The 25,165-nt window shown below is 66.2% G+C and carries 22 protein-coding genes and 1 riboswitch; of the genes, 14 read left to right on the forward strand and 8 right to left on the reverse strand.

The features are described from left to right. Nucleotides 1-81: 81 nt before the first annotated feature. The gene (locus CA260_RS14615) at nt 82-1,179 is read right to left on the reverse strand and encodes a 3-deoxy-7-phosphoheptulonate synthase (protein WP_111983785.1); all 1,098 of its coding nucleotides are present in this window, start codon (nt 1,177-1,179) and stop codon (nt 82-84) included. A 248-nt stretch (nt 1,180-1,427) separates the two neighbouring features. On the opposite strand from CA260_RS14615, the gene CA260_RS14620 reads away from it, so the two are divergent. Then, nucleotides 1,428-2,369 (forward strand): oxygenase MpaB family protein, encoded by a 942-nt coding sequence (locus CA260_RS14620; RefSeq protein ID WP_111983786.1) that lies wholly within the window; start codon nt 1,428-1,430, stop codon nt 2,367-2,369. Here CA260_RS14620 and CA260_RS14625 read toward each other — a convergent pair. Continuing rightward, the gene (locus CA260_RS14625; RefSeq protein ID WP_111983787.1) at nt 2,353-2,817 is read right to left on the reverse strand and encodes a VOC family protein; all 465 of its coding nucleotides are present in this window, start codon (nt 2,815-2,817) and stop codon (nt 2,353-2,355) included. The two genes, CA260_RS14620 and CA260_RS14625, sit on opposite strands and share 17 nt — an antisense overlap. A gap of 150 nt (nt 2,818-2,967) precedes the next feature. On the opposite strand from CA260_RS14625, the gene CA260_RS14630 reads away from it, so the two are divergent. The 4 genes from CA260_RS14630 (at nt 2,968) to CA260_RS14645 (ending at nt 8,927) form a co-directional block, all read left to right on the forward strand. Next, nucleotides 2,968-4,839: a 3'-5' exonuclease gene (locus tag CA260_RS14630; protein ID WP_111983788.1), complete on the forward strand. Its 1,872-nt coding sequence runs from the start codon at nt 2,968-2,970 to the stop codon at nt 4,837-4,839. 120 nt (nt 4,840-4,959) lie between these two features. Further along, nucleotides 4,960-5,775 carry an SH3 domain-containing protein gene (locus tag CA260_RS14635; protein WP_172461861.1) on the forward strand — a complete coding sequence of 272 codons (816 nt, stop codon included), beginning with the start codon at nt 4,960-4,962 and terminating at the stop codon, nt 5,773-5,775. A gap of 342 nt (nt 5,776-6,117) precedes the next feature. After that, complete coding sequence (locus CA260_RS14640; RefSeq protein WP_111983790.1) at nt 6,118-7,518, forward strand: glycosyltransferase; 1,401 nt, start codon at nt 6,118-6,120, stop codon at nt 7,516-7,518. After that, complete coding sequence (locus CA260_RS14645) at nt 7,515-8,927, forward strand: tetratricopeptide repeat protein (RefSeq protein ID WP_111983791.1); 1,413 nt, start codon at nt 7,515-7,517, stop codon at nt 8,925-8,927. Before CA260_RS14640 ends, CA260_RS14645 begins: the two co-directional genes overlap by 4 nt. On the opposite strand, the gene CA260_RS14650 is transcribed toward CA260_RS14645, so the two are convergent. Next, nucleotides 8,899-9,369, reverse strand: a complete 471-nt coding sequence (locus CA260_RS14650) for a hypothetical protein (RefSeq protein ID WP_238149773.1) — start codon at nt 9,367-9,369, stop codon at nt 8,899-8,901. The genes CA260_RS14645 and CA260_RS14650 overlap by 29 nt on opposite strands. Before the next feature lie 104 nt (nt 9,370-9,473). Between CA260_RS14650 and trxC the strand changes: the two genes are divergently transcribed. After that, entirely contained in the window at nt 9,474-9,911 is a 438-nt protein-coding gene (gene trxC / locus CA260_RS14655) for a thioredoxin TrxC (RefSeq protein ID WP_111983793.1), read from the forward strand. A gap of 22 nt (nt 9,912-9,933) precedes the next feature. Here the strand turns inward: trxC and CA260_RS14660 are convergent, their stop codons facing one another. Next, nucleotides 9,934-11,493, reverse strand: coding sequence for a protein adenylyltransferase SelO (locus tag CA260_RS14660; RefSeq protein ID WP_111983794.1), 1,560 nt, complete (start codon nt 11,491-11,493; stop codon nt 9,934-9,936). A gap of 236 nt (nt 11,494-11,729) precedes the next feature. Here CA260_RS14660 and CA260_RS14665 point away from each other — a divergent pair, with 236 nt between their 5' ends. Next, nucleotides 11,730-11,927, forward strand: coding sequence for a hypothetical protein (locus CA260_RS14665; RefSeq protein ID WP_111983795.1), 198 nt, complete (start codon nt 11,730-11,732; stop codon nt 11,925-11,927). A gap of 22 nt (nt 11,928-11,949) precedes the next feature. On the opposite strand, the gene CA260_RS14670 is transcribed toward CA260_RS14665, so the two are convergent. The 3 genes from CA260_RS14670 to CA260_RS14680 all read right to left on the reverse strand — a co-directional run bounded on the left by CA260_RS14670 (nt 11,950) and on the right by CA260_RS14680 (nt 14,720). Further along, entirely contained in the window at nt 11,950-12,663 is a 714-nt protein-coding gene (locus CA260_RS14670) for a pseudouridine synthase (protein WP_111983796.1), read from the reverse strand. Next, the gene (locus CA260_RS14675) at nt 12,660-13,727 is read right to left on the reverse strand and encodes a class I SAM-dependent methyltransferase (RefSeq protein WP_111983797.1); all 1,068 of its coding nucleotides are present in this window, start codon (nt 13,725-13,727) and stop codon (nt 12,660-12,662) included. The genes CA260_RS14670 and CA260_RS14675 overlap by 4 nt, the downstream gene beginning before the upstream one ends. 114 nt (nt 13,728-13,841) lie before the next feature. Continuing rightward, a complete protein-coding gene (locus CA260_RS14680) occupies nt 13,842-14,720 on the reverse strand; it encodes a pseudouridine synthase (RefSeq protein WP_111983798.1) in 879 nt (292 codons plus the stop codon). Nucleotides 14,721-14,940: 220 nt separating this feature from the next. Here CA260_RS14680 and CA260_RS14685 point away from each other — a divergent pair, with 220 nt between their 5' ends. Beyond that, nucleotides 14,941-16,929: a S1 family peptidase gene (locus CA260_RS14685; RefSeq protein WP_238149774.1), complete on the forward strand. Its 1,989-nt coding sequence runs from the start codon at nt 14,941-14,943 to the stop codon at nt 16,927-16,929. Between the two features lie 198 nt (nt 16,930-17,127). On the opposite strand, the gene CA260_RS14690 is transcribed toward CA260_RS14685, so the two are convergent. Next, nucleotides 17,128-18,384 (reverse strand): multidrug effflux MFS transporter, encoded by a 1,257-nt coding sequence (locus CA260_RS14690; RefSeq protein WP_111983800.1) that lies wholly within the window; start codon nt 18,382-18,384, stop codon nt 17,128-17,130. Between the two features lie 89 nt (nt 18,385-18,473). After that, nucleotides 18,474-18,556: riboswitch (Fluoride riboswitch) on the forward strand. An 82-nt stretch (nt 18,557-18,638) separates the two neighbouring features. Between CA260_RS14690 and crcB the strand changes: the two genes are divergently transcribed. From crcB to parC, 6 genes are all read left to right on the forward strand, one after another. Then, the gene (crcB, locus tag CA260_RS14695) at nt 18,639-19,025 is read left to right on the forward strand and encodes a fluoride efflux transporter CrcB (protein ID WP_111983801.1); all 387 of its coding nucleotides are present in this window, start codon (nt 18,639-18,641) and stop codon (nt 19,023-19,025) included. A gap of 11 nt (nt 19,026-19,036) precedes the next feature. Further along, nucleotides 19,037-19,372: a DUF190 domain-containing protein gene (locus CA260_RS14700; RefSeq protein ID WP_111983802.1), complete on the forward strand. Its 336-nt coding sequence runs from the start codon at nt 19,037-19,039 to the stop codon at nt 19,370-19,372. Nucleotides 19,373-19,455: 83 nt separating this feature from the next. Then, the gene (gene cfa, locus CA260_RS14705) at nt 19,456-20,574 is read left to right on the forward strand and encodes a cyclopropane fatty acyl phospholipid synthase (protein ID WP_111983803.1); all 1,119 of its coding nucleotides are present in this window, start codon (nt 19,456-19,458) and stop codon (nt 20,572-20,574) included. A gap of 63 nt (nt 20,575-20,637) precedes the next feature. Further along, entirely contained in the window at nt 20,638-21,678 is a 1,041-nt protein-coding gene (locus CA260_RS14710) for a proline iminopeptidase-family hydrolase (RefSeq protein WP_202864098.1), read from the forward strand. Between the two features lie 20 nt (nt 21,679-21,698). Beyond that, the gene (locus tag CA260_RS14715; RefSeq protein ID WP_111983804.1) at nt 21,699-22,574 is read left to right on the forward strand and encodes a TraB/GumN family protein; all 876 of its coding nucleotides are present in this window, start codon (nt 21,699-21,701) and stop codon (nt 22,572-22,574) included. A gap of 247 nt (nt 22,575-22,821) precedes the next feature. Next, nucleotides 22,822-25,059: a DNA topoisomerase IV subunit A gene (gene parC / locus CA260_RS14720; protein ID WP_111983805.1), complete on the forward strand. Its 2,238-nt coding sequence runs from the start codon at nt 22,822-22,824 to the stop codon at nt 25,057-25,059. Nucleotides 25,060-25,165 lie beyond the last annotated feature (106 nt).

Below are 25,165 nucleotides of genomic sequence, written 5' to 3' on the forward strand. Positions count from 1 at the left end.
GCACGAATGTTCGACCGTGAACCGCGCCTCGCGCATTTCACGGCAAGGACACCTCCGCCCGCGATACAGCCGAGGCGTGCCTCAGCACCCGGCCGCCAGACGCACCGGACGTGACGCGGCGCGCTGCAACGCCCGCCGTTCACGCACGGCCTGCGCCAGCCGTTCCAGCACGTCCACCGACGCATCCCAATCGATGCAACCGTCGGTGATGCTCTGGCCATAGCGCAACGGCTGATCCGCAACCAGCTCCTGGCGGCCGCCAACGAGATGGCTCTCGACCATCACGCCGACGATGCGCCGTTCACCGCCTGCCAGCTGCACCGCGATGTCCTCGATCACGCGCGGCTGGTTTTCCGGCTGTTTGCTGCTGTTCGCATGACTGGCGTCGATCATCACGCGGCTGTCGAGGCCCGCGCCGCCGATCGCCTTGCAGGCCGCGTCGACATTGGCTGCATCGTAGTTGGGCGTCTTGCCGCCGCGCAGGATCACATGGCAGTCCGTGTTGCCGGTAGTCGCGGCGATGGCCGTCTGGCCGTCCTTCGTCACCGCCATGAAATGGTGGGGCTGCGACGCTGCCTGCACGGCATCCACTGCGATCTTCACGTTGCCATCGGTGCCGTTCTTGAAACCCACCGGGCAGGAAAGCCCGGATGCAAGCTCGCGATGCACCTGGCTCTCCGTGGTGCGTGCACCGATCGCGCCCCAGGCCACCAGGTCGGCGATGTATTGCGGCGTGATCATGTCGAGGAACTCACAACCGGCCGGCACGCCGAGTTCGTTGATGTCGCGCAGCAGGCCGCGCGCCATCCGCAGGCCCTTGTCGATCTGGAAGCTGCCGTCCAGGTCCGGGTCGTTGATCAGCCCCTTCCAGCCCACGGTGGTGCGCGGCTTTTCGAAATACACGCGCATGACGATTTCCAGCTCCTCCGCATGGCGCTGGCGCTGCTCGGCGAGGCGTTCGGCGTACTCGAGCGCGGCCGCCGTGTCGTGGATCGAGCACGGCCCGATGACCACGGCCACCCGGTCGTCATCGCCGTTGAGGATGCGGTGCAAGGCCTCGCGCGATGCGCTCACGGTGCCGGCCGCGCGCCCGCTCATGGGGAAATCGCGCATCACGTCGGCGGGCGTGCTGAGCCGTGTGATAGCGCGAATGCGCAGGTCGTCGGTGGAAGGGTTCACGGTGGTCTCCTGGTCGGGGGTTTCCACTCGCGGCCCAAGAAAAAGGCCGCCAGTGGTGGCTGGCGGCCTTTTTGGGTTCTGGTGTCGAAGTCTTAGGACATTCGCGACCGACCCTCCGCCAGCGGCATCGGATAGCCGTAAAACCAAAAATACTGGCGGGCGGTGGTGTGGGTCATGGCGAGAAGAGATAACACAGCTTTTTCGCGCATGCAAAGGATGCATTTGAAACCAAGCGATACACTTCCTCCATGATCACGCCATGGAAGCTGCTCTCACGGCCCGCGCGCGAACCCATCCGTCGCTGGGTACTGAGCGCCTTTCCGCGCGGCGGCGGCGGTCACGTCGATTACGACCAGCCCCTCGGCGACCCCGGCCTGTTCGGGCCAGACAGCGCCACCTGGCGCGTGCATGCCGACTTTCCCGGCATGCTCGCCGGCGGCCTCGCGGCACTGATGCTGCAGACGTTGCATCCGCTCGCGCTGGCCGGCGTGTGGGACCACTCCAACTTTCGCGACGACCTGGTCGGAAGGCTGCGTCGCACCACCTCCTTCGTCAGCGGCACGACGTATGCGCCGCGCGAGCAGGCACAGCAGCTGATCGACCGGGTGAAGGCCATCCACGCGCAGGTCCATGGCCAGACCGAGGATGGACGTCCCTATGCCGCCGACGATCCGGTACTGCTGACCTGGGTGCATGTGACCGAGGCATACAGCTTCCTCCAGGGCTATCGACGCTACAGCCATGCATCGCTGCCCGCCGGCGCCGCCGATCGCTACTACGACGAAGTACGATGCGTGGCCGAAGCGCTGGGTGCGAAGGACGTGCCTGCTTCCGAAGCACAGGTGACCGCGTATTTCCACGGCGTGCAGCGGCAACTGCGTTTCGACCACCGCTCCCGCGAAGTGCTCGACGTGCTTTCGCGCGTGCACCTGCCAGTGCCGGCGGCGGGGTTGTCGCGCGATGTGTTCCTGCAGGCCGGCGCCGCCCTGCTGCCGGCATGGGCCACGACGCTGCTCGAACGCACGCCGCTGCAGCAGGCGCAGGCGCGGCTGGCATCGCGGGCGCTATGGTCGGTGGCGCCGATCTTCCGCGCGGCATTGCACGATGGCATCGCGGCGCGGGCCTGCGCGCGTGTCGGCGTGGCGAGCGATACGCTGCAGCACTGGCCCCGCGTCAGCCCTCGGCCATGAGCGCATCATAGCGGCGCTGCATTTCTTCGGGGCTCACGTCCTCGATGCTGTGGCCGATCAACCACTCATGACCAAACGGATCGCGCACCGTGCCGCCCCGTTCGCCGTAGAACGCGTCCTGCGCCGGGCGTATCAGCGTGCCGCCCGCGGCCACCGCTCGCGCCAACGCGTTGTCGGCGTTGTCGACATGCAGGTGGATGGAGACGCTGGTGCCGCCCACGCTCTCGGGCCCGAGGATGTCGCATTCGGGATATTCGTCGGACACCATCAGCACCGCCGAGCCCAGCTCCAGCTCCGCATGCCCTACCCTGCCCGTGCCCGGTTCGTCGAGGCGAAGCCGCAATCGCGCCCCGAAGGCGCGCTGGTAGTAGTCGATGGCGGCGCTTGCGCCGCGCACGCGCAGATAGGGAAACAACTCATGGACGATCGGCGGGGGATACGTGCTCATCGTGGGACTCCGTGAGGGCGAAAGGCGTGCGATGGACCTTACGCCGGCCGCCTCCCGGCGTCTTGGAGAAAATCCGAGCCCCGGCCCGCCAGAATTGACAGTCGGCCGCGATCCGCTAACGTCGCCGCATCGGAACGCCCAGGGGCCGTGATGGCGACACTCATTCCTTCCCGAAACAGCTGTCTTTCCCGCATGACCAGCGGCGAGAAGCGGCTGTCCGAACGGCTGGAACAGAAGCTCGAGGAGGACTACCTGCTGTGGTACGACGTGCCGATCGGCCCCAAGCAGCGCTGCCCCGACTTCATCGTGTTCCACCCGCGCCGCGGCCTGCTCGTGCTGGAAGTGAAGGACTGGAAGCCCGGCACCATCCAGCAGGCCGACCGCACGCTGTTCACCCTGCTCACCGGCAGCAGCAGCGTGAAGGAACACAATCCGCTGATGCAGGCGCGCGATTGCGCCAACGAGATCTACAAGGTGCTGCAGCACGACCCCGCGCTGCGCTATCCGCCCGGCCATGCGTACGAAGGCCAACTGCTGATGCCATGGGGCTACGGCGTGGTGCTGGCCAACATCAGCCGCAAGCAGTTCGAGGCGGGTGAGCTCGACGCGGTGATTCCCGCGCACCTGGTGATCTGCCAGGACGAGATGTACGAATCGGTGGAGTCCGAAGCGTTCCAGGAACGGTTGTGGGCGATGTTCCCGCAGGTATTTCCCACCGCGCTCACGCTGCCGCAGATCGATCGCGTGCGCTGGCATCTTTTCCCGGACATCCGCGTGGAACCGGGCGAAGGCCAGTTCGGCCTCTTTGCGTCCAGCGATCGCGCCAGCGTGACCAAGGTGGAAGTGCCCGACCTCATCAAGGTGATGGACGCGCAGCAGGAACTGCTCGCGCGTTCGCTGGGCGACGAGCATCGCATCATTCACGGCGTGGCCGGGTCGGGCAAGACGATGATCCTGGGCTTTCGCGCGATGGAGCTGGCGCGCGCGCTGTCCAAGCCGATCCTGGTGCTCTGCTACAACACGACGCTGGCCGCGCGTCTCGAACAATTGATGGGCGAGCGTGGCCTCAGCGACAAGGTGCAGGTCTACAACTTCCACACGTGGTGCCGCAGCATGCTCACGGCCTACCACGTGCCGCTGCCGCCCGAGGGTCCGCGCTTCGCGGAGGAACTGCCGCCGGCGGTGATCGAGGGCGTGGATCGCGGGCAGATCCCCCGTTTCCAGTACGGCGCGGTGCTGATCGACGAAGGCCACGACTTCGAACCGGAGTGGTACAAGCTGATCGTGCAGATGATCGATCCCAACACCAACTCGCTGCTGGTGCTGTACGACGACGCACAGAACATCTACGGCCAGGCCAACCGCAAGAAGATCAGCTGGAAAAGCCTGGGCGTGCAGGCGCAAGGCCGCACCACCATCCTCAAGCTCAATTACCGCAACACGCTGGAGATCCTCTCGGTGGCGCGCGGCTTCGCCAACGAACTCCTGCTCGAACGCAGCGAAGACGACGACAGCGTGCCGCTGATCGCGCCGCAAAGCGCGGGCCGGCGTGGCGCGCTGCCGGAACTGATCCGCGTGGAGCGACAGGAAGACCAGTTGCCGGCCATCATCGATCGCTTGCGCCAGGAGCACGGCCACGGCCGGCGCTTGTCGGACATGGCAGTGATCTTCCGCAATGCCTGGGAAGGCGAAAAACTGCACGAAGCGTTGCAGCGCGCAGGCATTCCCAGCCGCCTGGCGGAAGGTAACGGCAAGCGCTCGCTGTTCGTCGTCGAAGACACCGTGAAGCTCGTCACCATGCATTCCAGCAAGGGCCTGGAGTTTCCGCTGGTGATCATTCCCGGGCTCGGTTCGCTGCCCAAGCCGGGCAAGGACGAGGCCGACGAAGCGCGCCTGCTGTATGTCGCGATGACGCGCGGCACCGAGCGGCTGGTGATGATTCATCACGAGGATTCGATCTTCAGCCAGCGCATCCGCAACTCCATCAACGAGGTGCAGGGGCAACTGGCGGAGATCGCCTGACCATCATCCGTTTCGGCAGCGTTTTCCTTCCTGAAGGCGGGGCATACCGCTTACATGGGATTGACGATGCCTTCTCATGAGCGGGGGTCTGATCGGGTCGCATACCCACGAGAGACCTCGATGCGACGCTATCACTGGACGTTCCTGCTTTCGTTGGCCCTTGCGGGCCCGGCAGCCGCACAGGGCGCCAACGGCGTCATCACCTCGTACGTCGACCTGTACGCCGGCCCCGACATCGGCTATCCCCCCGTCGCCGAACTGCCTGCAGGCACCCCGGTTGCCATCCAGGGTTGCCTGGACGGCTGGAGGTGGTGCGACGTGATCACGATGGGCACGCGCGGCTGGGTGGCGGGCACGTTCGTGCAATACACGTACGACAACCAGCCCGTGATCGTCGCCGACTACGGCCCGCGCATCGGCATTCCCGTCATTGCGTTCTCCATCGGCGTGTATTGGGACCGCTACTACCGGGACCGGCCGTTCTATCGTGAGCGCGACCGCTGGTACAGCCGCCCCATCGAATCCCGTCCGCCGCCGCGCCCGCCGGGGTGGCGCGGCGGCGACCACGATCGCGACCGTGACGACCGCGGTCGCCCTGCTCCGGCACCGGGTCGCCCACCGCCGCCTCCGGTCCACCCCTCGGTGCCCCCGGAGGGACGCCCCATGCCATCGGCCGGCTATCGGCCGCAGCCCGACCGCGCGCCGGAGCATCGTCCGCCGGAAAACCGCCCGCCTTCGCCGGCCTATCGACCGCAGCCCGGCGCCAACCGCCCGCCGCCCGAGGAAGGTCACCGCCCGCCTGCGCCGAACCCGGGCGCCCGACCCGCGCAGCCCGTACAGCGACCGCCGCAGGGCGAAAACCATGGCGGCCAGAAGCCGGCGCAGAAAGCCGCGCCGCATCCGGAGCCCAAGAAGCAGGACGACAACGGGCACTGAGCCATTCCACCCGTTCACCGAAAGCCGCGGGTCGCCCGCGGCTTTTTTTGTCATGCATTGACCCACGGCGTCGCTAGAACCCGCGGAAGCGCCTTGCGCCGGCCTTTCCGGGCCAAAAGGCAGCGCCTGGCATGCCTAAAACATGGGATCTGCGGGCGCAGCGAGGCTGGCGCCCCATGGCACGACTCTTGCCAAGACATCTGCAAGGGAACAGGGCCATACACCACGTCGACGAGGGCTGCCCAGCCGGCATGACCGGACGAGCGCCTCTCCTACCGGGCAACGACCGGCGGGCAGGGACGGTTTGTACCTGCGGCGCGTCAATACACGATCGGAGCACCCATGAGCATCAATGCGGAAGAGTGGCGGGAACAGCCAGCGAGGGGAAAGTCGCTTCCGCTCACCCTGGCCGCCGCCAACGACAGCAAGGTGCATCGCCGCTCGTATGTCTCGGTGCGGCTGAAGTTCGCGCTCACGTTGATCTTCTCCCTTGCCTGGGCCGCGTTCTCGTATTCGCTGGCGCAGCGCTGGATCCATGAGCTCAGCGGCGAAGTGGGCTCGGCGCTCGCGCACGTGATGATCTTCGGCATCGCCATCCTGCCGGGCTTCATGAACGCCTTCCTGGTGGTCGGACTGCTGCTGGATCGCCGTCCTCCCCGCTCGCATTTCTCGGATGCCGACCTGCCCGGCATCACCGTGCTGGTCGCCGCATTCAACGAGGAAGAATCGATCCTCGCCACCATCGCGAGCATCGCGCAGCAGGAATATCCCGGCCCGATCGAAGTCATGGTGATCAACGACGGCTCGACCGACGGCACCATGGACCGCCTGCGCACCGTGTCCTTCCCCTGGCTGCACGTGATCGACCTCAAGTGCAACGGCGGCAAGGCCAAGGCGCTGAATGTCGGGCTGCGCCACGCCTCGTATCCGCTGACGGTCACGCTCGACGCCGATTCGTACCTCTATCGCAACGCGCTGCGCCGGCTGGTGGAGCGCTACCTGAGCGATCCGCCGAACACCGCGTCGGTGGCCGGCGCCGTGCTGGTGCGCAACTCGCGGGTCAACCTGGTCACGCGCATGCAGGAGTGGGATTACTTCCACGGCATCGCCGCGGTGAAGCGCCTGCAGAGCCTGTTCCAGGGCACCCTGGTGGCGCAGGGCGCGTTCTCGCTGTACCGCACCGACATCCTGCGCGTGGTCGGCGGCTGGCCCGAATGCGTGGGCGAAGACATCGTGCTCACCTGGGCCATCCTGCGTGACGGCCACCGCGTGGGCTACTGCGAAGACGCCATCACCTTCACCAATGCACCCACCACGCTGCGCCAGTTCATCCGCCAGCGCCAGCGCTGGTCGCGCGGCCTCATCGAGGCCTTCAAGGCGCACGGCGGCCTGCTGTTCCATCGCCGCATGAGCACGATCTTCATCTGGTGGAACCTGCTGTTCCCGTACATGGACCTGATCTACACGCTGGTGTTCATCCCCGGCCTGCTGCTCGCCTGCTTCGGCATCTACTGGCTGGCCGGGCCGATGACACTGCTGGTGCTGCCGATGGCCGGCCTGGTGAATTACCTGATGTACATGATCCAGTCGCGCATGTTCCGCGAGCAGAACCTCACGGTCCGCCGCAATCCGTTCGGCTTGATGATGTACACGCTGTTCTATGGCGTGGTGCTGCAGCCGGGCTGCGTGATGGGCTACCTGGCCGAGCTGTTCAGGATGCGCAAGCGGTGGGGAACGAAATGAACCGCCGGCTTCCCTTGCTCGCGCTCTTGCTGCTGCCAGCGGCGCACGCGCAAACCGCTTCGATCGCGAGCGATATCCAGGCAGGCCGGGCTGCGCTGTCGGACAACCAGCCCGCACGCGCGCGCAGCTTGTTTGCTGCAGCGCTGGCGCAGGACGGCGGCTCGCACGACGACCGCTACGCCGCCGCGATGGGGCTAGGCCAATCCACCTTGTGGCTGGGCCAGTATCCCGCCGCGGCGGATGCGTTCCGCATCGCGCAGCAGGAGGCCGCGGGCACGCCTGCACGCCAGGCGGCCGACACGGGCCTCGCGCAGGCCTTGAACGCACAGGATTACCCGCGCGCCGCCTATGCGCTGGTTGCGCCCTTCGCGATGGGCCAGACGCGTCCCACGGTGGAACTGATGCGCGCCACGCAGTCGCTGGGCTGGGAAGATCGCGGCGAGAGCTATCTCGATGCGGCCCCCGCACCGACGACACAAGGCTACCTCGCTACGCAGTACCGCCTGCTCGGCGACGACATCCGCCTCGCGCTGTCGTCGCAGCTGCAAGGCGACTTTGCCTACAGCCACGACAGCGACGGGCTGGACACCTGGCATGTCGGTGGCGCCTATCGCTTCGCCCCGTCCGGGCATGACGGCTGGACGCAGCGCTGGGGCATCGCTGCTGGCACCACGCATGTGGAAGACGACCTGCAGTCGCGCCGCCTCGACGATCTCTCCCTGCTCGGCGAATTGCACCTGGGCGATGACAACCGCATCGATCTCGATCTCGGTCCGGGGCGCAGCGGCAGTTGGAACTACCTGCAGGGCAGCGCGCGCTGGACGCTGCAACCTAGCGACAGCTTCAGCCTGTCGACGGGTGCCGAACGCGCGCCGGTGCCGACGGATACGGCCATCGCCGACCGCCTGATCTACGACGTCTACAGCGTGGGCGTCAGCCTGCGTCCGGCCTCGCGCTGGTACGTCGTGCCGACGTACTACCGCCAGGATTTCAGCGACGGCAATCACCGCGACGGCGGCACGATGAAGGTGCTGCTGAGCCCCTACGACATACCCGACACCGGCGGCGCGATCGGCGCGGAGTTTTCCGCGCGCATCTTCCACAGCAGCCAGCCCAGCCACGGCGTGTACTTCAATCCGGCCAACTACCGCACCGCACAGGTCGGCCTGGTCGGCGTGTACAGCCTCAGCCAGGAATGGAAGGTGCGCGGCGTGGCGGCCGTGGGTCGCCAGGTGACCGACGGCGCGGGCGCCAGCGTGTACACGATCGGTGCTTCGCTCAGCGGACGGCTGCCAGGCAATGGGCGACTGGAACTGCAGCTGGGCCGCAGTTCCGCGGCATCGGCCAACGGTGGCGGTTCGGGCTACTGGTGCAACAGCATCAACCTCTCGGTGCGCTACCCGCTCTGAGTCCATCGGGCTTGCACCAGGGCCACCAACCCGTGCCGCGACGCGCGTAGCGATCCGCGGCGCGCTCGAACCGGTTGCGTGCGCTGATGCCACCGTGCAGCACGTACAGCGGAAGGAACAGCGGCCCCAGCACCATGTACTGGTAGACGTGCGCGCGCTCATGGTCGGCCAGCGAAATGAACGGCTCATCGCCTTGGCCGGCGCGATGGGCGTAGGTCGCGCACGGCACATCCAGTTGCGCGCCGGTGTGGAGAATGATGTTGCCGAGCGTGAGCGCGCCGCCCACGCCATGCCACGGCATATGACGGAACACCAGCGCGCAGTCGCGGGGCCGCCATTGCGGCCGCGCGCCCCACGGCAGGCATGCGAGGCCCGCCAACAATCCCAGCAGGCTGTTGGGTGACGTCCAGCAGATGCCCAGGATCATCGCTAGGCGCGCCATGACTCGCCGGTCGCGACCGCCATCCATCCGCTCCCCTCCACCTTGTTTCAGGGCCTCGCCATCACCATCTGACGCGACATCGAGTGTTCGCCACGAGGCCCGCCATGTCCACCACGCTGGATATCCCCTGCCCCCATTGCAGTGCGCTCAATCGCGTGCCGTCCGAACGGCTCGGCGAACATCCGGTGTGCGGCCGCTGCAAGCAGGCCTTGTTCCAAGGCAAGCCGGTGGAGCTGACTTCAGGCAACTTCGACGCCGTGGCCGGCCGTGGCGACCTGCCCGTCGTGGTGGATTTCTGGGCGCCCTGGTGCGGCCCCTGCCGCAACTTCGCGCCTGTGTTCACGGAGGCGGCACGTGCGCTGGAACCACAGCTGCGGCTCGCGAAGGTGGATACCGAGGCCCAGCCGGCGCTGGCGCAGCGCTTTGGCATCCGCAGCATTCCCACGTTGCTGGTGCTGCGTGGCGGCCGGGAGGTCGGCCGCCAGGCCGGCGCGCTCAATCCCATGCAGCTGCGTCAGTTCCTCGCCAACACGCTGCACTGAGCGGCACCCAGGGCAACACTGACTAGGAACTGCACGAGAGCATCGAACAACCGGCCTTGTGCATCGCCCAGTCGGGACGCTTCCGCGCGAAACGTTCGCGTCCCGGCTGATCGTCGTAAGGACGGCGCATCACATCCAGCAATTCATCGATGCCGGCGTAGTCGCCCTGCATGGCGCGATCGATCGCTTCCTGCGCGAGGTAGTTGCGCAACACGTAGCGGGGGTTGGCGGCGTTCATGCGTGCTCGCCGTTCTTCTCCTTGCAGCGGATCATCGATGGCACGCGCCGCGTAACGCGTCAGCCATGCCAGGAAAGCGGGCTCCGCGGCCACGCGCATCGCCTCGTCGTAGAACGCCTCGTGCAGCGGTGCCAGCGCGGGTTGCCGCGGATCCACGTCGGCGAGCGCACGGAAGAACAACGTCATGTCGACATTCGCTTCCGCAAGCAGCGTGTGCAGAGAGCGCATGAGCTCCACATCCTCATCGCGACATGCCGCGAAGCCGAGCTTGGCTGCCACGTTCTCGCGATCGGCGGCGGCGTACGCTGCAGCATAACGATCCAGGCCCGCCTGCAGCAGCTCGACGCCGGAGAACAGCGGCGACAGCGCCATCGCCAGCCGGCTCAGGTTCCACCATGCCACGTTGGGCTGCTGGCCGAAGCGATAGCGGCGACGCCCGGCGTCGGTGGTGTTGGGTGTCCACTCCGGGTCGAAGTTGTCGATCCAGCCGTAGGGGCCGTAGTCGATGGTGAGCCCGAGAATGGACATGTTGTCGGTATTCATCACGCCATGCACGAAGCCCACGCGCATCCAGTGCGCCATCGTCACGGCGGTGCGCTCGCACACCTGGGCGAACCATTCCGCATAGAGTGCTTCGCCCTCGCCATCGAGCCCCGGAAAATCACGCGCGATGGTGAAGTCCACCAGCTGCTTCAACAGGGCGAGGTCTCCTCGCGCGGCCGGCAGTTCGAAGTTGCCGAAGCGGATGAACGACGGCGACACGCGGCAGACGATGGCGCCAGGCTCTTCCTGCGGATGCCCGTCGTAGAACATGTCGCGCACCACCGTGTCGCCGGTGACGACCAGGCTCAACGCGCGCGTGGTGGGCACGCCCAGATGGTGCATGGCCTCGCTGCAGAGGAATTCGCGGATGGACGAACGCAACACCGCGCGGCCATCGGCGCCGCGGGAATACGGCGTGGGGCCCGCCCCCTTGAGCTGCAGTTCCCAGCGCCGGCCGCTCTCGCCGAGCACTTCACCGAGCGAAATGGCGCGTCCGTCGCCGAGCTGGTCAGCCCAGACGCCGAACTGGTGACCGCCGTAGTTCGCGGCGTAAGGCTGCATGCCTTCCAGCAGGACATTGCCACCGAAGACCTGAGCGAACTCGGCGCTGGCGACGTCCGCATCGGACAGGCCAAGCGCGCTGGCCATCTCGCGCGACCATGCAACCACGCGGGGCGCGGCTACCGGCGTCGGTTGCACGGAGGAATGCAACGCGCCCAGTACCTGGCGCCGATGCGCACCTTGCTCGGGGTCGCCGGAAAGCTCACGGATGAAGCGGTTGTCGAAGCGGAGAGATCGCATATGCAATGAGACTTGCCGGGTAAAAGCTGACTGTAGCTATATCGGCGCGCGAGCTTCGCCATGCAAGGCATTGCCTGCAAACGGCACCTGTCATCGACCTTCACGTATGTGAAGAAAAGGCCTTTGATTCCGCAAACTTACGGAAGAATTCAGTGACGATTGGCATTTGTGTATCGCCCGTGAAGATGATTAGATGAGCTCGCGGCTGCACAGGGGCAGCCCGGAGTCCACACAACATGCACATGCTTCTTGCCCGTTCCGCCATCGAGCGCGGAATGCAGCTGGTCGCAGGGATGCTTCATCGGGACACGCAGGACGCTGGAAAAACCCACACCCAGGAGGACGCCAGGTTCAGACTGGTTTCCTGGCAGCCCGGCGCGCACTCGCGCAGGGAAGACGAACTCGCGCGACGCCGCGATCAACCGTTCGGTTGATCGATCGCGAACACCGTCGCGTTCAATCTCGCGACGGCGGCGCAAAGATTTTCGCCACATCGTCCTGGTCGAGCGCGCGCCATTGCCCCGCCGCAAGATCTCCCAGCGTCAGCGCTCCCACCGAGACACGCGCCAGCGTCTCCACGTGATTGCCCACGGCGGCGAACATGCGTCGCACCTGGTGGTAGCGCCCCTCCGTCAAGGTCAATCGCGCGCGCCGCGGCTCCAGCACTTCGAGCGTGGCCGGCTCCAGCGGTTCCTTTTCCGATTCGAGCATCAGCATGCCGCTGGCGAACACGGCGCCTTCGTCGCCGCGGAGATCGTTGGCCAGGGTTGCTTCGTAGACCTTCGCCACCTGCGCGCGTGGCGAAATGATCCGATGCAGCAGGCCGCCGTCATCGGTGAACAGCAACAGCCCGGACGTATCGCGATCGAGCCGGCCCACCGTCGACAGCGCCGGATCACGCACGCGGTAGCGTGGCGGCAACAAGTCATACACCACGCGTCCCTGATCCTTGCGCGAACAGGTGGCGCCCAGCGGCTTGTTCATCATCAGCACGAGGCCCGCCGGCGGATCGAGCGGTTCGTCGTCGATGCGGATGTGCTCGTGGGGCACCTTGTCGTCGGCGTAGAGCACTTCGCCGTCCGGATCGGTGACACGGCCTTCGCGGAACATCATGGCCACGTCCTTGCGGCTGCCGTAGCCAAGATTGGCAATCAGCTTCACCAGTTTCATGCGTGCACTCCGCGAGCTTCGATCACCTTGAATCCTTCCTGCACCGTCACGGTGCGCACATCGGCGAAACGTGACGCGAGCGTTGCCTCATAAGGGAGATGCCGGTTCGCCACCAGCCAGAGGCGTCCGTGCGGACGCAGCGCTTCGGCGGCAGTCTGGATGAAGGCGCGTCCCAGCGCAGGCAGGTCTTCGCGCCCTTGATGGAACGGCGGATTGCTGACGATGACGTCGTACCGATGGCCCAGGCCCTGGGTGACGTCGTGCCAATGCAACGCCACCTCCACGTGCCTGTCGGATTCGCGCTGCGCGTCTTCCAGGTTGAGCCGAGCCGGCTCCAGCGCGCGTGCTTCCGCTTCGTACAGGTCGATGGCAGTCACGGCCGGGCACCGCCGGATCAGCTGCGTGGAGAGATAACCGTAGCCTGCGCCGAGATCGGCAACGTGGCCGGCGAGGTCCGCCGGCAGATGATCGGCCAGCAAGGCAGACGCGGCATCGACGCGATCCCAGGCGAACAGGCCGGGCCGGCTCACATAGCCGGCGTCGTTGCGTTGCGGTGCATCGAATGCCCGCCAGGAAGCCAGCAATTCGCCATCGACGCGCTCATGCAGTGGCGACGTCCAGAACACCCGGCATTTGTGCTTGGAAAGCTGCTGCACCGCGCCGGCCAGGCGCATCAGATCGCCTTCGGCCGACTTGGCGCCTTCCGCGTTCGGCACCGCGGCCAGCACCACGCCACCGGGAGCGACGCGCTCCAGGGCCTGTGCGAACAAGGCGCGTGCTTCATCGCGTTGCCGGGGCGGCAGCAACATCACCAGCGAAAACCGCCCGGCATCGCCATGCTCGGCCAGGCGCAACCCGCTGCGCTGCAGGGCCTCGGCGAACGGCTTGAAACTCTGCTCGCAGACCCAGCCGGGCCGCGCCATTTCGCGCAGCCGGAAACCGTCGCGCGCCCGCAGGAAAAGCACGCGCCCGTCCGCCGGCCAAGCCAGCGCGCCGGTTTCGAAGGGCACGAACAAGGCTTCCAGTGCCGCATCGGGAGCAGTGGAGAAGACGGCGGACGTCACGCGTGAAGATTTCCAAAGGGCCAGCGACGCATTTTAGCGAGGCGGCGAAGGCTTTGCGCTTTCGCCACCGGCGCGGCTGGGCAGCTCAACGCGATATGAGGTTGCCGGACCGCCCTACTCCGGTCGCACCAATTCCAGCTCGCTGACGAATTCGCGCTGCCTGCCGTTCAATGGGTCGACGAAAGACAGCCTCTTCGCCAGCAGCTGCAGCGGCCTTGCATGATCGTCCGGCGCCGGCTCGGCCAGCTCCGGATAAAACGGATCATGCAGAATCGGTGCGCCGAGGCTGGCCATGTGCACCCTCAACTGGTGCTTCCTGCCCGTAACCGGTTGCAGCGCATAGCGCCAGTGAAGGCCCGCGCGCTCGATCACGTCGATCCGCGTCTCGCTGTTGGGTTCACCTTCGACTTCACGCATGCGAAAGAACGGCTCGCCATGTTCGATCCGCGACCGATGCGCATGCGGAAACGCCAGCCCGGACAATGGCGGCGCCCACGCCTCGTAATGCTTGTCGATGCGGCGCCGGGGAAAGAGCGACTGATAGGCAGCGCGACTGGAGGGATGCGCGGAAAACATCACCAGGCCTGCCGTGTGGCGATCGATGCGGTGCAGCGGCACGAGGTCATGATTGCCCAGCTTGCGCACCAACCGGTTCAGCAGCGTTTCCTCCACGAAGCCGCCCGCCGGCGTCACCGGCAGGAAATGGGGCTTGTCGACCACCACCAGATGCGCATCGACGTGCAGCAGCGTTTCCTGGAAGGGAATGACCGCCTCGTCATCCACCTCGCGGAAATAGCGCACGCACAAGCCAGCCCGGTGCGGCATGTCCGCCGCCAGCGGCGCACCGGCTTCGTCCTGCACCCTGCCGCGGGCGAAGCGGTCCAGCCACTGCTCGCGGCCGATCTGCGGAAAGCGGGCGCACAAGGCATCCAGCACCGTCGCCCATGGCCCGGGTGGCAGTTGCAGGGTGCTGGCGGCGATGGGATCGGGCATGTATCGCTCCGGTGCGATGGGCGCAGCTTAGTGCCAGGCGCGCCATAAAGGGACATCCGCATGGCCTTGCGAAGCCGCGGGCGTGGCAGCGTCATGGCCGGCGCCCCGCCCCGTTTCGTTGCAAGAAACCTTCGCTACACTCGGCGCGGGATCGGCGCCGCCGTGGCGCCAGCGACATCGAGGGGAGTCCATGGATCAGCGGGCAGTTCGCGTTCGGCACGTGACCACAACGAAGCTCCGGCGGATTCGGCGTACCGCCGTCTTGCTCGCCTGCCTGGCCCTTGCACCGGCACTGCGCGCCGCCACGCTCGATCCCGCCGAACTGCCGCATGTGCAGGCCGCGACGTTCGAGGTGGTGATTCCCAAACCGGTGAACGATCCGCTCACCTACGAACGGCCGCTGCCGCTGGACCAGCTGCCGTTCCAGCAGCGCAACGACAAGTATTACTCGGTCGGCACGGCCTTCGCGCTGGGCGACAACCATTTCGTCACCGCCGGCCACGTCCTCTCGCTGGGCATCGACAGCCTGATGGGCGAACCGGCGTTGCGCGATGCGAGCGGCCATGTGTTCGCCATCGACAAGGTCACGCGCTTCTCGCTGCAACAGGATTTCGTCGAATTCACGCTGAAGGACCCGCCGAAGGTCACCCCGCTGGAACCCAATACCCACGCGACCATGAACGACGTGGTCTATGCCGTGGGCAACGCGCTCGGTACCGGCATCGTGATCCGCGATGGCCTGTACACCTCGCAGACGCCCGAGGAGGAAGACGGACGCTGGCAGTGGATGCGCTTCTCCGCCGCCGCATCGCCGGGCAACAGCGGTGGTCCATTGCTGGACAAGGACGGCAAGGTCGTCGGCGTGGTGTTGATGAAGTCGCCCGACGAAAACCTCAACTACGCCCTGCCCATCGACTTCGTGCTCAAGGCCCCAGCCAACCTCGCGGTGGCGGACACGCGCGGGCTCTATCAACTGGACGTGATCGACAGCAAGCAGTCCGGCCGGTTCAAGACGGAATTTCCGCTGCCCAAGAGCTTTGCGGATTTCAGCGCGGCCTTCCAGAAGGCCTACAACGCGAGCGCCGACCGGCAGCTGCACGATCTGCTGGCGGAGAACGCCAGCACGATGTTCCCCAAGGGCGCAGGCTCCGCGCGCCTGTTGCATACGGGCTCCAACCTCGATGCCTTCCCCACCCTGCTCCATCGCAGCAGCAACGGCACCTGGGTCATCGCCGGCACCAATGAAACCAAGAGCACGCTCGCGCACAACGGCTTTGTGGCCAAGGCGGCCGTCGGCAGCCAGTTGATGTTCCACATGCGCAAGCCCGATGACATCAGCAGCAAGCAGCTTTACGGCGATTCGAAGCTGTTCATGGACCTGCTGCTGAAGGCCGCGCCGCTGCAGCGCCACGTGGGCGCCGAGCAGGTGAAGGTGACCTCGCTGGGCAAGCCATCGGTCGAGCACGTGTACACCGATGCCTACCAGCGTCGCTGGCAGGTGCGCGAATGGCCGATGGCCTACGACAATTCCGTGTTGATCGCCTTCCTGCTGCCCGTGCCGGATGGTTATGCAGCGATGATGCGCATCGCACCCGCCAAGAACGAACACGAGGAGATGGGCGACCTCAAGGCGCTCACCGACTTCGTCTATCTCGCCTACAGCGGCACGCTGGCGCAGTGGAAGGACTTCCTTGCGAACACCGAGCTGCTGCCCTCGGTGCTCACGGACATCGCCATCCGCTTCGACTATGGCACCGACTTCCGCTACCGCTCGCGGCGCCTGGGTTTTGCCTATACGCCGGAGCTGCAGAAGATCGACCAGAACAGCCAGCTGGTGCTCGGCATGTCCTATTTCGAGGACCGCGGCAAAGTGGTGTGGGACGTCAGCAACGTGGTGGTGAAGTCCAACGTCGACAACGCCGAGCGCATCAGCTTCAACCGCCACATCGCGCCGAGCGACGAGCTGGACGACAGCTATCGCAACTCCTGGGGCAAGATCGTGCAGCGCAGCCATCCTGACGACGGCGTGCCCTACAGCGAAAACGACATGACCTACATCGGCACCGTCGGCGGCACGCCGGTATCGGCACAGGCCCAGCCGGGCGTGCTGTACACGGCGTTCTACGGCGTGGACGGGCCGCGACCGGAAGACACCATGAAGGGCAAGCTCAACCTGCTGATGAAGGACGTGCAGATCAGCGAGCATTGAGAGGCGCGGCTGCGACCCCGATCCGTCATTCCGGCGCAGGCCGGAATCCAGTAACGGTAGCGGTTCGATTCTCTCCGTCATCGCCGCTCGGCTTTCTGGCAAAAGCGTCTTGACGCGCTGCGACAGCCAGGCCGTGCGGCTACTGGATTCCGGCCTGCGCCGGAATGACGGCCGCCTGGGGCCCGGAGTGCTCCGCTTTCACGACGCCTCTTCCTGCAGCTCCACTTCCACCGCAGGCACCCGCGGCGCCGGTGGCGATCGCGGGGTCAGGCGCTGGTACCAGCGCCATGACCACCAGCCGACCAGGGTCAGCGTGCTCGCACCCAGCGCGAGGTAGAGCATGCGGCCGGACAGCATCGGCGACATCACGCCCGCAATGAACGCGCACAGCAGCAGGCTGCAGAACGCCTGCACCGAAGATGCGCCACCGCGCCGGTGCGGAAAGCGATCCAGCAAGAGCAGCGTCAGTGTCGGGAACGCGAGCTGCACGCCGACGCCGTGCAGCACCAGCGGCAGCACTGACCATGGCAACACCGGGTCCGTGGTCACCAGCGCAATCAACACGTGCAGCGCGCAGGCTGCCAGCAGCGCCCCGTAGCCGAGGTTGACGGTGAACACCACGCTGCGCCGGCTGGCCAGGCGACCGGACAACCAGGCGCCCATCACCAGACCGCCGACCACCGGCAGGAACAACCACGGGAACCCTTGTGCCGACAGGTGCAGCAGGTCGCGCACGATGTGCGGCGCCGAGGAGATGTAGAGGAACAGCCCGGCGAAATTCACCGACAGCGAGATCAGCAACGGCCAGAACACGCGGTCCTGCCCGAAACTCAGGTAGCCACGCACCAGGTCGCCCAGGTGGAACGACGTACGCGCCGCCGGCGGATGGGTCTCCTCGAGAAACAGCATCAGCGCCACCGACAGCATCAGCGTGAAACCCATCAGCACCCAGAAGATGCCGTGCCATCCGTTGAGGAACAGCAGCTGCGCACCGACGATCGGTGCGATCACCGGCGCCACGCTGAAGATCATCATCACGCGCGACATCAGCTGCTGCGCAGCCGCGCCTTCCAGGCTGTCGCGCACGATGGCGCGTCCGACCACTAGGCCTGCACCGGCGCACACGCCCTGCAAGGCGCGACAGGTCAGCAGCATGGTGTAGGAGGTGGACATCGCCGCGCCGGCCGAGGCGAGCGAGTAGACCACCATGCCCGCCACGATCACCGGCTTGCGACCGATCGCATCGGCGATGGCGCCGTGGAACAGGCTCATCACCGCATAGGTGATCAGGTACATGCTGATCATCTGCTGCAGCTGCGTGCTGTCCACCCCGAAGTGGCTGCCGATCAGCGGGAACGCCGGGAACACGGCGTCGATCGAGAACGGACCGATCATCGACAGACCCGCCAGCAGCCACGGCAGGCTGCGCCGGACGGGGCGCGGGGTAAAAGTCATGGCAGGGTGCAGGCGGGCGAGGAGCGCAAAGTATAGCGGCGCCTCATAGCCTACCGAGCCATGACGTTCGGCCGATCATCCGCTAGCATGGCCGGCAGGGAGATGGCATGCCTCCCGCTCCGGCCTCGCGCACGGGGCAAACCACCCTCGGGTTGATGATGCCTGCACCGCCGGGACTTCCGGGGCGCAGGCGCGTGCCTGTTTCCGCGAAGTCCTCGATACGTATGAAGTCCCCAAGACTCAAGGAGACGAACGTGGGCTTTACCGGTTTTGTGGCTGTTGGCATCGGGGGCGCGCTGGGCTGCTGGCTGCGCTGGACCCTGGGCGTGCTGTTCAACCCCGTCTTTCCCACCGTGCCGCTGGGCACGCTGGCCGCCAACCTGCTGGGCGGCCTGCTGATGGGCATCGTGCTGGGCGTGTTCGACCACTTCCAGACCCTGCCGCCGGAAGTGCGCCTGTTCGCGGCGACCGGCTTCCTTGGCGGGCTCACCACGTTCTCCACCTTCTCGGCCGAATCCACCACCCTGCTGCTGCGCCAGCAGTATCTTTGGTTCGGCGGGCACCTGGCCCTGCATCTGGCCGGATCCATCGCGATGACCGTCTCGGGCATCGTCCTCACCCGCGCCGTGCTACGCAGCTAGGAGAAGACGACATGGAAACCCAGGGCGTTTTGATCAGTTTCTACTGCCACACGCGTGCGCGGCACGACGGCAAACTCGTCTACGAATGGTTGCTGGAACATGCGAAGAAGCATGGCATCGGCGGCGGCTCCGCCTTTCGCGCGATCTGCGGCTATGGCCGTCATGGCGTGCTGCACGAAGAGCAGTTCTTCGAACTGGCCGACGATCTCGCCGTGAAGGTGGAATTCCTGCTGAATCCACAGCAGGCCAAAACGCTGCTGGATACCGTGAGAACCATCGGCGTCGACGCAGTGTATGCAATGAGTCCCGCAAGCTTCGGTACGTTGGGCAAGAACGCCGTGGACTGACGGCTGTGCTCGCCTCCCGGCGATGGCCGTGGAGGCATCCTGCATTCGCCAGCCAGGTCTTCGTCACGCCACACGAGGAACGCATGAGCCAGGATTCACTGAAGTCACGCGCCGCCGCTCTGCTTGAGCATGCCGGCATCCATCTCGATGGTTCCGCGCCGACCGACCTGCGCGTGCATGATGAACGCCTCTACGCGCGCGTGTTTGCCCATGGTTCGCTGGGTTTCGGCGAAAGCTACATGGACGGCTGGTGGGACGCGGACGACCTGCCTGGCATGTTCACCCGCATGCTGCGCGCCCACATCGATGCCGAACTGAAGACGCTGGATACGCTGCTTGCCCACTTCAAGGCACGCTTCATCAACCTGCAGCGCGGCGAACATGCGTTCGAGATCGGCAAGGCCCACTACGACCGCGGCAACGACCTGTTTCAGGCCATGCTCGGCAAGCGCCTGGTGTATTCCTGCGGCTACTGGGCGAAGGCTGGCAACCTCGACGAGGCCCAGTTCGCCAAGCTCGACCTGATCTGCCGCAAGCTGAACCTGCAGCCTGGCCAGCGGGTGCTGGACATCGGCTGCGGCTGGGGCGAAGCACTCAAGTACGCCGCCGAGAACTACGGCGTGGAAGGCGTGGGCGTGACCGTGTCACAGGAGCAGGCCGAGTTCGCCCGCGAGCTGTGCGCCGGCCTGCCGGTGGAGATCCGCCTGCAGGACTACCGCGAACTGGACGAGCCCTTCGATGCGATCTTCTCCATCGGCATGTTCGAGCACGTCGGCGCACTCAACTACCGCACCTATTTCGAAGTGGCGCGTCGCTGCCTGCGCGAGGATGGCCTGTTCCTGCTGCATTCGATCGGCAGCAACAGCGCGCCCAGCCGGCCTGACCCGTGGATCGAGAAGTACATCTTCCCCAATTCGATGATTCCCTCCGCGGCACAGGTCACCGCCGCGCTGCAGGATCTGTTCGTGGTGGAAGACTGGCACAACTTCGGCGCCGACTACGACCGCACGCTCACCGCGTGGCGAGCCAACTTCGATGCCGCATGGCCCGAGCTATCCAAACGTTACGACAACCGCTTCCGCCGCATGTGGCATTTCTACCTGTCCGTGTCCGCGGCCGTGTTCCGCAGCCGCCGCGACCAGCTCTGGCAGCTCACGCTGAGTCCACGCGGCGTGCTGGGCGGCTATCGCGTGCCACGCTGATCCGCTTGCGCCCCCGGCGACCGCGCACGATAGTGAGCGGACCATTCCGGGGGGAAGGTTTTCATGAAAGCACGACTGCTTTTGCTGCTCGTCGCCGGCTGGCTGTGCTGCAGCCTGGCCATGGCCTCACAGACACCGACGCTGGCTTCCTATTTCGACCGCAACGGACACGACGACGTGCTCAGCGGCGGCGTGAAGCAGATCGAAATCAACACGCCCAAGGGCAAGTTCCACGTCTGGACCAAGCGGGTGGGCAACAACCCGAAGCTCAAGGTGTTGCTGCTGCACGGCGGCCCCGGCGCCACGCATGAATACTTCGAAGCCTTCGACAGCTATTTCCCGGCCGCCGGCATCGAGTACTACTACTACGACCAGCTCGGCTCGGCCTACAGCGACCAGCCCAAGGACGACTCGCTGTGGACCACCGACCGCTTCGTCGACGAGGTGGAACAGGTGCGCCAGGCGCTGCACCTGGACAAGGACAACTTCTGCCTGCTCGGCCATTCATGGGGCGGCGTTCTCGCCATCGAGTACGCGCTGAAGTACCCGCAGCACCTCAAGTGCCTGGTGATTTCCAACATGATGGATTCGATTCCCGCGTACAACGCCTATGCGCGCGACGTGATCGAACCGGCGATGGATCCAAAGCAGCTGGCCGAAGTGAAGCAGATGGAGGCCAGCGGCCACACCGACGACCCGCGCTACATGGCCATCCTCACGCCCATGCATTACGAACAGCACGTGCTGCGCATGCCGCAGGCGCAGTGGCCCGATCCGGTCAATCGCGCCTTTGCGCACATGAACGAGCACGTGTACGCCTTGATGCAAGGCCCCAGTGAGCTGGGTGCGAGCGGCCGCCTGGAACACTGGGACCGCAGCAAGGACCTGCACGAGATCACCGTGCCGACCCTGGTGATCGGCGCGCAGTACGACACCATGGACCCGCGCTACATGAAGGCCATGGCCGCGAAATTGCCGCGTGGCCGGTTCCTGCTGTGCGCCAAGGGCAGCCACATGGCGATGTACGATGACCAGCAAACCTATTTCAGCGGCCTGACGCGCTTCCTGCTCGCCGTGGAGAACCAGCCGGCCGCCTCGCACTGAGGCGCGCCACAGGAGTCGTAGTGAACTTGCTCGCCCGTTTTGCCGCTGCCCTCGTCCTCAATCTGCTGCTGGTCGCCACGGCGTTCGCCGAGCCGGGCTTGTGGGTTGTGCGGCGCGGTGAGGCCACCATCTACCTCTTCGGCACCGTGCACCTGCTGCCATCGGACACGAACTGGCGTTCGCCCGCGCTGGACAAGGCATTGGCGGAAAGCCAGCGGCTGAGCATCGAGATTGTCGACGATGACAGCCCGGCGATGCAGGCGCTGGTGATGCAGCACGGCGTGGACTTCGGCCATCCGCTGTCGACGAAGCTCGACGATCGCGACATGCGCCGCCTCGAAAAGGCCGCCGAAGAGGCCAAGGTGCCGGGCGGCGTGGCCGCGCTGCAGCCGATGCGCCCGTGGCTGGCCGCGCTGACGCTCACCGTGGCGCCGCTGGTGCAGGCCGGCATGGACCCCGGCCAGGGCGTGGACAAGCAGCTCAAAGCTCGCATGCAGCAGGCTGGCAAGCCAGTCGATGGCCTGGAGACGTCCGAAAAGCAGATCCGCATGCTGGCCGACCTGCCCGAGTCGATGCAGCTGGATTTCCTGCGCCAGTCGTTCAAGGAAGTGGCCGACGGCCCAGCCAAGCTGCGCGAACTGGTCGACGCCTGGCGCCGCGGCGACACCGACGCCATCGCCAAGGTCGAGGACGAAGACCTCCGCAAGGAAAGCCCCACGCTGTACCAACGGCTGATCGTCGAGCGCAATCAGGCCTGGGCCAACACCATCGCCGAGCGCCTCAAGCAGCCCGGCGTGAGCTTCATCGCCGTGGGCGCCGGCCACCTGGCGGGCCCGGACAGCGTGCAGGCGCAGCTGCGCAAGCTGGGGGTCGAGAGCACGCGCGTCCGGGAGTAATTGCTCCTCTGTAGGAGCGCACCCAGTGCGCGACCGCAGCGCTTCGATACACCGCAGTCACGCGAATGGACGAAAACCCATCAGGAACCGCCATTACCGCGTCTCCGCCCTGTTGGCTTTTCGCGCACTGGGTGCGCTCCTACAGGGGCGGCGCCAGCGGGTCTGCCCCTAGGCCTCTCGCCCCCCTTTCTGGCACCATCCCTCGGTTAAGCGCGCCGTCCGCGCGCAGTCCAAACGACGCAACTCCATGAATCTGCAAGCCAATTTCGAACAGATCCCGCTCAAGGAATACGCCGAGCGGGCATATCTCGACTACTCGATGTACGTGGTGCTGGACCGCGCCCTGCCCTTCGTCGGCGACGGCCTCAAGCCGGTGCAGCGGCGCATCGTGTACGCCATGAGCGAGCTGGGCCTGGCCGCCACGGCCAAGCCGAAGAAGTCCGCCCGCACCATCGGCGACGTGATCGGCAAGTTCCATCCGCACGGCGACACCTCGTGCTACGAGGCGATGGTGCTGATGGCCCAGCCGTTCTCGTACCGCTACCCGCTGGTCGACGGCCAGGGCAACTTCGGTTCGCCGGACGACCCCAAGAGCTTCGCGGCGATGCGCTACACCGAGTCGCGCCTGAGCCCGATCGCCGAGGCCCTGCTGGGCGAGCTCGGCCAGGGCACGGTGGACTGGGTGCCCAACTTCGACGGCACGCTGGAGGAACCCAGCTGGCTGCCGGCGCGCGTGCCGCACGTGCTGCTCAACGGCTCGATGGGCATCGCCGTGGGCATGGCCACCGACATCCCGCCGCACAACCTGCGCGAAGTGGTGAGCGCGTGCATCCGCCTGCTGGACGATCCGGACGCCACCGTCGCGGATCTCTGCGAGCACATCCAGGGTCCGGATTACCCGACCGAAGCGGAAATCATCACGCCGCGCAACGAGCTGCTGGCGATGTACCAGGGCGGCACCGGCACGGTGCGCGCCCGCGCCGTCTACCACATGGACGACGGCAACATCGTCATCACCGCGCTGCCGCACCAGGTCAGCCCGTCCAAGATTCTCGAGCAGATCGCCGCGCAGATGCGTGCGAAGAAGCTGCCGATGGTGGAAGACCTGCGCGACGAGTCCGACCACGAGAATCCGATCCGCCTGGTGGTGGTGCCGCGTTCCAACCGCATCGACGCGGCCGAGGTGATGCAGCACCTGTTCGCCACCACGGACATGGAGAAGAGCTTCCGCATCAACCTCAACATGATCGGCCTGGACGGCCGTCCGCAGGTGAAGGATCTCAAGCGCATCCTCACCGAGTGGCTGCAGTTCCGCACCACCACGGTGACGCGCCGCCTGGAGCATCGCCTGGCCAAGGTCGAGCGCCGCCTGCACCTGTTGGAAGGCTTGCGTATCGCCTACCTCAACCTCGACGAGGTGATCCGCATCGTCCGTACCGAGGACGAGCCCAAGCCGGTGCTGATGGCGCGCTTCAAGCTCAGCGAAGAGCAGACCGACTACATCCTCGAGACCAAGCTGCGCCAGCTGGCCCGCCTCGAGGAGATGAAGATCAATGCCGAGCGCGACCAGCTGGAAGAGGAGCGCGCGCGCATCAACGTGCTGCTGAAGTCGCCGGCCAAGCTCAAGGGCCTGATCAAGGAAGAACTGCGCGCCGACGCCACCAAGTTCGGCGACGACCGCCGCTCGCCACTGGTACAGCGCGAAGCCGCGCAGGCGCTGGACGAAAGCGCGCTGGTGGCCAGCGAGCCGGTGACCGTGGTGCTGAGCGCCAAGGGCTGGATCCGCGCCGCCAAGGGCCACGACGTCGACGCCGACGGCCTCAACTATCGCGAGGGCGACAGCCTGCTTGCCGCGGTGAAGGCGCGCACCACGCAGCAAGTCGCGGTGATCGATTCCACCGGCCGAAGCTACTCCACGCCCGCGCATACGCTGCCGTCGGCACGCGGCAACGGCGAGCCACTCACCGGCCGCTTCAGCCCGCCGTCGGGCGCCAGCTTCGACGCGCTGGCCGCTGGCGACAACGACACGCGACTGATCCTCGCGACTGATCACGGCTACGGCTTCGTGACCCGCTTCGAGGCGCTCACCGGCCGCAACAAGGCCGGCAAGCAGATCATCACGCTGGGCGACGGCGCCAAGGTGCTGGCGCCGCAGGTCAGCGCCGATCCGGCGCGCGACCGCATCGTGGTAGTCACCACCGAAGGCCATTTGCTGATGTTCTCGGTGGCCGAGCTGCCGGAGCTGGACAAGGGCAAGGGCAACAAGCTGATCGACGTGCCCAAGGCCAAGCTCGCCGCCGGCATCAAGGTCGTCGGCGTCGCCGTGGTCGCCGAGGGCAAGGGCGAAGTGACGCTCTACGCCGGCCAGCGCAAGCTCACGCTGAAGTGGTCGAGCCTGGTCGAATACGGCGGCAACCGCGCCACCCGCGGCGGCCTGCTGCCGCAGGGCCTGCGTCGCGTGGAGCGCATCGAGACCACGGGCTGACGACACTCCCCTGTAGGAGCGCACCCAGTGCGCGACCGCGGCGCCCCAATGCACCGCGGTCGCGCTACTGGAAGAGAGCCCAACGGGAACAGCCGTTACCGCATTC

Source organism: Dyella jiangningensis (genome assembly GCF_003264855.1).
Lineage (GTDB): Bacteria > Pseudomonadota > Gammaproteobacteria > Xanthomonadales > Rhodanobacteraceae > Dyella > Dyella jiangningensis_C.

Coding starts and splice junctions, on each gene's coding strand:
- CA260_RS14680 (WP_111983798.1), bottom strand. CDS start 14,720: ATGCCCGATCCCATCGCCGCCAGCACCCTGCAACTGCCACCCGGGCCA.
- CA260_RS14630 (WP_111983788.1), top strand. CDS start 2,968: ATGGCGACACTCATTCCTTCCCGAAACAGCTGTCTTTCCCGCATGACC.
- CA260_RS14700 (WP_111983802.1), top strand. CDS start 19,037: ATGGAAACCCAGGGCGTTTTGATCAGTTTCTACTGCCACACGCGTGCG.
- CA260_RS14650 (WP_238149773.1), bottom strand. CDS start 9,369: ATGGCGCGCCTAGCGATGATCCTGGGCATCTGCTGGACGTCACCCAAC.
- CA260_RS14670 (WP_111983796.1), bottom strand. CDS start 12,663: ATGAAACTGGTGAAGCTGATTGCCAATCTTGGCTACGGCAGCCGCAAG.
- CA260_RS14665 (WP_111983795.1), top strand. CDS start 11,730: ATGCACATGCTTCTTGCCCGTTCCGCCATCGAGCGCGGAATGCAGCTG.
- CA260_RS14690 (WP_111983800.1), bottom strand. CDS start 18,384: ATGACTTTTACCCCGCGCCCCGTCCGGCGCAGCCTGCCGTGGCTGCTG.
- cfa (WP_111983803.1), top strand. CDS start 19,456: ATGAGCCAGGATTCACTGAAGTCACGCGCCGCCGCTCTGCTTGAGCAT.
- CA260_RS14645 (WP_111983791.1), top strand. CDS start 7,515: ATGAACCGCCGGCTTCCCTTGCTCGCGCTCTTGCTGCTGCCAGCGGCG.
- parC (WP_111983805.1), top strand. CDS start 22,822: ATGAATCTGCAAGCCAATTTCGAACAGATCCCGCTCAAGGAATACGCC.
- CA260_RS14625 (WP_111983787.1), bottom strand. CDS start 2,817: ATGAGCACGTATCCCCCGCCGATCGTCCATGAGTTGTTTCCCTATCTG.
- CA260_RS14710 (WP_202864098.1), top strand. CDS start 20,638: ATGAAAGCACGACTGCTTTTGCTGCTCGTCGCCGGCTGGCTGTGCTGC.
- CA260_RS14620 (WP_111983786.1), top strand. CDS start 1,428: ATGATCACGCCATGGAAGCTGCTCTCACGGCCCGCGCGCGAACCCATC.
- CA260_RS14660 (WP_111983794.1), bottom strand. CDS start 11,493: ATGCGATCTCTCCGCTTCGACAACCGCTTCATCCGTGAGCTTTCCGGC.
- CA260_RS14640 (WP_111983790.1), top strand. CDS start 6,118: ATGAGCATCAATGCGGAAGAGTGGCGGGAACAGCCAGCGAGGGGAAAG.
- trxC (WP_111983793.1), top strand. CDS start 9,474: ATGTCCACCACGCTGGATATCCCCTGCCCCCATTGCAGTGCGCTCAAT.
- CA260_RS14635 (WP_172461861.1), top strand. CDS start 4,960: ATGCGACGCTATCACTGGACGTTCCTGCTTTCGTTGGCCCTTGCGGGC.